We start from the raw sequence: 5,314 nt of genomic DNA on the forward strand, positions 1-5,314 counted from the left end.
TGCACTCAAAAGCTTCCAGATTATTACTGGAAACAATGTCTGAAATCAACAAGAAAATGCAGGCTACTATTTTAATGGTAACACATGACCCGTTTAGTGCGTCTTTCTGTGAACGTATTTTGTTCTTGAAAGACGGTAAAATATTCAATGAAATTTTCAGAGGGGAAAAAAGCAGAAAAGATTTCTTCAATGAAATACTGGATATATTAACCTTGCTCGGAGGTGAAGTGGGAAATGTTAGGTAAGTTAGCGTATAGAAATACAAAAAGAAATATTAAAGATTATTTGATTTATCTGATAACCGTTACTGCATCCTTTTCTCTTATATTTGCTTTTAATTTGGTGGCAAATTCTGATGAAATTGTAAAGTTATGTTCCAGTATGGATGCATTTAAGAATTCATTGTTCGCTGTAAATATTCTTATTATTTTTGTGATATGCTTTTTGATCAACTATACAACGAAATTTATGTTTGAAAAAAGAAGTAAAGAATTAGGAACATATATGCTTCTTGGCATTAAGAAAAAAGAAATTGCCCACTTAGTTGTAATTGAAAATATACTGTTGGGAATTTTAGCATTTGTATTAGCTATTCCTATTGGCTTTTTATTCAGCCAGTTTGTGTCGTTAGTAATTGTAAACTTACTGGGTATTCCAAAAACTCTCTTTATTTCTTTGAATTTCGTTTCTATTGGACTATTGATAATTTATTTTTTAACTATTTATGTTTTGGTTTTGCTTAATCTATTAAGAAGAATAAGTAAAATGACGATACGTGATTTTCTTTATTTTGACAAACAAAATGAAAAGAAAATGTTCCGTGACAGTAAAAAAAGAAATGTCATTTTTGTTTTAAGTATTATTCTTGGTGCGATTTCTCTTTTTCTCTGGAATTCACGTTGTACTATGGATAATTTTAATAAGCAAGAAACACTTACTTATTTGATGGTAAGCGTAATCATGTTGATTATCAGCATTTATGGTATATCTACAACTTGTGCAGATATGTTCTTGACTGTTTTGTTAAAGAATAAAAAAATGAAATATCAAAATGATAATCTGTTTGTAGCAAGAACATTTGCTTCTAAAGCAAGAACAATGAGCTTCACATTTGGTACATTGTCTATGTTGATTTTAATTTCACTGCTGGCTCTGAATTATTCTAGTATCAACAAAGCTTCGTATGATATCAGCGTGAATTTAAATGCACCATATGATGTACAACTCTTTGATGATAAGCAGGTATTTGATGAATATATTCGAGTAATTGAAGAAGAATATACGATTGATAATACCATTGAGTATGACATTTATAAAGAACCGAATCATCAGGTACAAAATTTTTTCCAATCAGAATATTATGATTTTGACCCAGTCTTGAAGTTAAGTGATTATAATAGGTTACTAGAATTAAGAAAGATGCCGTTGCTTTCTTTAAATGATAACGAATACTATATAGTTACAAATAGCAAGTTTGCATATGAGGTTGAAGATAACAAAGACATTGAAACCATAACAGTAGCAAATAAAAATTTGAAATTAAAAGGATATGACACTAAGTCTTATTGGAACTCTATAACTAATACTGGCAGATTTGTTGTTGTACTTCCAGATAAATATGTTCAAGGACTTGAAGTATCAGAAAATCATTTGATTATAGATACAAAAGAAGATACAGACGCAGAATTAGAAAATAAGATAAAAGAAGATATGCAACATCAATTAGTAAAGGTTGATGAAAATGGAGAAATAAATGATGAGTCGTATAGAGTAAACGTAAGAGGTGCAGAAATAGAACAACAAAAAGCAATGGTTGCAATAGTAGCCAGTCTGTTTATGTACATTGCATTTATTTTGATTTCCGCAGTAGGAACAATTTTGGCAGTTCAATCATTGAGCGACTCTACTAAATACAAATATCGCTACTTGACCTTGCGAAGATTAGGAATAAATGACAAGTCGCTATTTAAGACAATCAGAAAACAATTATTGATATTATTTTGTGTCCCTGCAATATCAGCAATATTATGTTCTTTCGTGATGATGTCGTCATTGAATAATGTGTATCAACAAATTTTGGGAGATAAACACCTTTATCTAATGTACTTTGGCTTGAATTTAATTATCTTCTTCCTAATTTATAGTATTTACTGGATAGCAACGTATATCGGTTTCAAACGAAATATCAATGAGGAGAGTTAGATTTTTCTAGCTCTCCTGCTGTGGAATTATTATAATGGTAAATCAAGGGGGTGTTGAAATGAGAATAGCAATTATCGAAGATGATGAAATCACTCGTTTGGAGCTTTCTAAATTATTGAACACACAAGGATATGAAACAGTTTTATTGACTGACTTTGGAAACCTGACAGATGAATTAAAGCAATATTCCATAGAACTGGTTCTGCTTGATATTAACCTGCCGTATGAGAATGGCTATGAAGTATGCAGGAAAATAAAACAAGTCATGCCAGTACCGATTATCTTTGTAACAAGCAGAGATACAAATGCTGACGAATTGAAAAGTATTCAAGTGGGTGGGATTGACTTCATCACAAAGCCGTATGACACGCTTATTCTTCTTGAGAAGATCAAGCGTGCATTGCAGTTGTCAAACCCGAATAATTTCCGTGAGCTTGTCAAAAAAGATTGTACCCTTGATTTACATTTATCCATTTTGAAGTATCAAGAGCAAAGCATTGAACTGACAAGAAATGAATTTCGTATTTTGTACTACTTCTTTATGAACGAAGATAAAGTTATTAGCAAAGAAGAACTATTGGAAAAGCTGTGGAATGACAAATATTATATAGACGAAAATGTATTATTGGTTAATATGACCCGTCTAAAAAAGAAAATGAAAGAAATCGGTATTGTTCATTTATTGGAAAATATACGAGGAAAGGGTTGGAAACTGTGAGTTTTTTTACATTCTTAGAAGAAAAAATAACAGAGATATTGTTTCAGCTTTTCTTTCTTGCCGTAGTAGCATTTCTCTTGATTTTCTACGGTGTAGATACGCTGTTTGTTGTATCGCTGGTAATTCTGTTCATCAGCATACAAGGGCTTTTTCAATGGTGTTTGTATCGGAAGAAACGTAACGCTTCACAACATATTATTGATTTAGTAGACGGACTGGAAGAAACCTATTATATTGCAGACGTTTTACCAAAGCCAAAAGAATTTCAAAATAAAGCCTATTGCTACGCACTAAAAAAAGCCTGCAAATCTATGAATGATGAAATCGGCAAAATCACAGAGGAAAAACAGGACTATCAAGAATATGTGGAAAGTTTCGTCCATGAAATTAAAATACCGATAGGAGCATTGTCTTTGACGTTTGACAATACAAAAAATTACACATTAAAAAAAGAAACAGACAAAATATTTCAGTTAGTGGAACAAATGCTCTACTATGCAAGAAGCGAAAATACGGAAAAGGACTATTTTGTAAAACAGTTGCAGTTAGACGAAGTGATACATAATGTCATTCTGAAATTCCGTCATTCGCTTATGGAAAGAAAAGCAATTATCAATATCCATGACATAGAAAATGTCATTTATACTGATGAAAAATGGCTGACATTCATTCTATCTCAAATCGTGCAAAATGCGATTAAGTATTTTGATAAGCAAGAAAATAAGCTGACGATATACAGTCAAGACAATGGTACAAATATATTGCTTGTGATTGAAGATAATGGTTGTGGAATAAAAGCGTCTGATTTATCCCGTGTATTTGAAAAAGGTTTTACGGGTTCAAATAGAAACAAGGCAAATGCAACGGGTATGGGACTGTATCTATCGAAAAAATTATGCGATAGGTTGGGCTTGAAATTGGATATTGCTTCTACGGAAAAAGAATATACAAGACTGACCATTACATTTCCAAAAGGAACAGTTCATAATTTTTCAGAGTAATTTGAAAACCATGCCAACATTGATACGGTGCTTTAAGGGGGCTTGCATTATGGAAAGCTTTAAGTACAATTCTTTGCAATCAAATTCCACCTAATAGCACACTATTAAAAATTGAATATGTTTTAGCTTTAAAGGCTCGTACAGACTATATGTTTTGTGCGGGCTTTTTTCATACCCGAAAAAAATTTAAAAATTTTTCAAAAGAGGTCATTAAATCACACCTTTCATTCCCTATATGGTGCGGAAAGAGGGATAAACACTTTTCAAATCATAGTGGAAAGGGGGTGAGATTGATGAAACCGTCTGACTTCCAGAAAACAGTTCAATGTCGATTTGAAAGTTGTTTGAAGAAAGTTGTCCGTCATATTGTAAAGGACTACCAACAAGGATTGAAACGACGAAAAGATAAAGAAATTCCATTCTGTGAACTTCCAGAAATTTTCGTTGAAAATTTTGCTGTGTGGGATGACTACGAAACAGATTATACAATCTTTTCAGTATGTGGCATTGATATTCGTGTCCTTGATGATGACCTGGCAGAAGCCTTGAAAAAACTTCCAGAAAGAAAGAGAAATACTCTGTTAATGTATTACTTCTTGGAAATGACAGAAAGTGAAATTGCCAACTTACAAAAGATTACGCAAAGCGGTGTATTTAGAAACCGACATCATGCTTTGGAAACTATGAAAAAAATACTAAAGGAGAAGCAGTAAAATGAAGCAAACATTTAAGAAGCCGTCCTACTATTTGCTTTCGCAAGCAATGGACGGGGACGAAAAAGCGATTGAAAAAATACTGGCATTTTATGACCCGTACATATCAAAGTGCTGTTTGCGCCCACTCTATGATGAATACGGCAATGTCTATATTGTTGTAGATATGGAGTTAAAGGGACTTATCCGAGAAGCACTTATCAAAATGATTTTAGGGTTTGATATTGCCTTAGAAATCGAAGAAGAATAAGCAGTTTTTAGCAGAGTATGGTTTAATGTCCCCCTCTTTCCTGCTCTGCCCTGCTTTTACATGAAAGCAACACGCTTTCGCCACAGCTCTTTGCTACGAAAATAAAACTCGTAGCCAAAAACTGAACCTTGACAACAAATGTTTTCAACAATTATGAAAGCATCACTATAAAGCAGTCACAGTATTGGCTGCCTGTAGTGAGAGATTGATCGTATTTAAGAAAGGCTAGCTTTGAGCTTCCACATGATAACCATGTTTTTCCAATTCCCGTATATAACGAGAAAGCTGTTTTTGTTCACAGTGCTTACGTCTTGTTTCAAAACAGGATTCGTCAAATAGAGTTCCTTGTTTTAACATTGTGTAGATGATGACAAGAAGTTTTCGGGCAAGTGCGACAATCGCTTTTTTGGCTCCTTTTTTCTGTTTGATT

The 5,314-nt window shown here is 32.9% G+C and carries 5 protein-coding genes and 2 pseudogenes; 6 read left to right on the forward strand and 1 reads right to left on the reverse strand.

The window, feature by feature from the left end; genetic code table 11:
* The 6 genes and pseudogenes from AC075L_RS07085 to AC075L_RS07110 all read left to right on the forward strand — a co-directional run.
* Positions 1 to 245 (forward strand): annotated as a pseudogene (locus AC075L_RS07085) (ABC transporter ATP-binding protein); the annotation flags it as partial.
* On the forward strand, positions 235 to 2,202 hold the full coding sequence (locus AC075L_RS07090; protein ID WP_476387440.1) for an ABC transporter permease: 1,968 nt from the start codon (positions 235 to 237) through the stop codon (positions 2,200 to 2,202). The pseudogene AC075L_RS07085 and the gene AC075L_RS07090, both read left to right, overlap by 11 nt.
* 58 nt (positions 2,203 to 2,260) lie before the next feature.
* Positions 2,261 to 2,920 (forward strand): response regulator transcription factor, encoded by a 660-nt coding sequence (locus AC075L_RS07095; RefSeq protein WP_015530206.1) that lies wholly within the window; start codon positions 2,261 to 2,263, stop codon positions 2,918 to 2,920.
* Positions 2,917 to 3,921: a sensor histidine kinase gene (locus tag AC075L_RS07100; RefSeq protein WP_029730928.1), complete on the forward strand. Its 1,005-nt coding sequence runs from the start codon at positions 2,917 to 2,919 to the stop codon at positions 3,919 to 3,921. Before AC075L_RS07095 ends, AC075L_RS07100 begins: the two co-directional genes overlap by 4 nt.
* A gap of 293 nt (positions 3,922 to 4,214) precedes the next feature.
* Positions 4,215 to 4,634, forward strand: coding sequence for an RNA polymerase sigma factor (locus AC075L_RS07105; RefSeq protein ID WP_476387441.1), 420 nt, complete (start codon positions 4,215 to 4,217; stop codon positions 4,632 to 4,634).
* Position 4,635: 1 nt separating this feature from the next.
* Entirely contained in the window at positions 4,636 to 4,884 is a 249-nt protein-coding gene (locus AC075L_RS07110; protein ID WP_004613734.1) for a helix-turn-helix domain-containing protein, read from the forward strand.
* Between the two features lie 225 nt (positions 4,885 to 5,109).
* On the opposite strand, the pseudogene AC075L_RS07115 reads toward AC075L_RS07110, so the two are convergent.
* Positions 5,110 to 5,314: pseudogene (locus AC075L_RS07115) on the reverse strand (IS110 family transposase); the annotation flags it as partial.

The sequence above is a fragment of the Blautia sp. ZXY-1-B12 genome, from assembly GCF_056339915.1.

What these genes read in the sequence shown, in the direction of transcription:
- AC075L_RS07090 (WP_476387440.1), top strand. Translation starts at nt 235, where the DNA reads ATGTTAGGTAAGTTAGCGTATAGAAATACAAAAAGAAATATTAAAGAT.
- AC075L_RS07095 (WP_015530206.1), top strand. Translation starts at nt 2,261, where the DNA reads ATGAGAATAGCAATTATCGAAGATGATGAAATCACTCGTTTGGAGCTT.
- AC075L_RS07105 (WP_476387441.1), top strand. Translation starts at nt 4,215, where the DNA reads ATGAAACCGTCTGACTTCCAGAAAACAGTTCAATGTCGATTTGAAAGT.
- AC075L_RS07110 (WP_004613734.1), top strand. Translation starts at nt 4,636, where the DNA reads ATGAAGCAAACATTTAAGAAGCCGTCCTACTATTTGCTTTCGCAAGCA.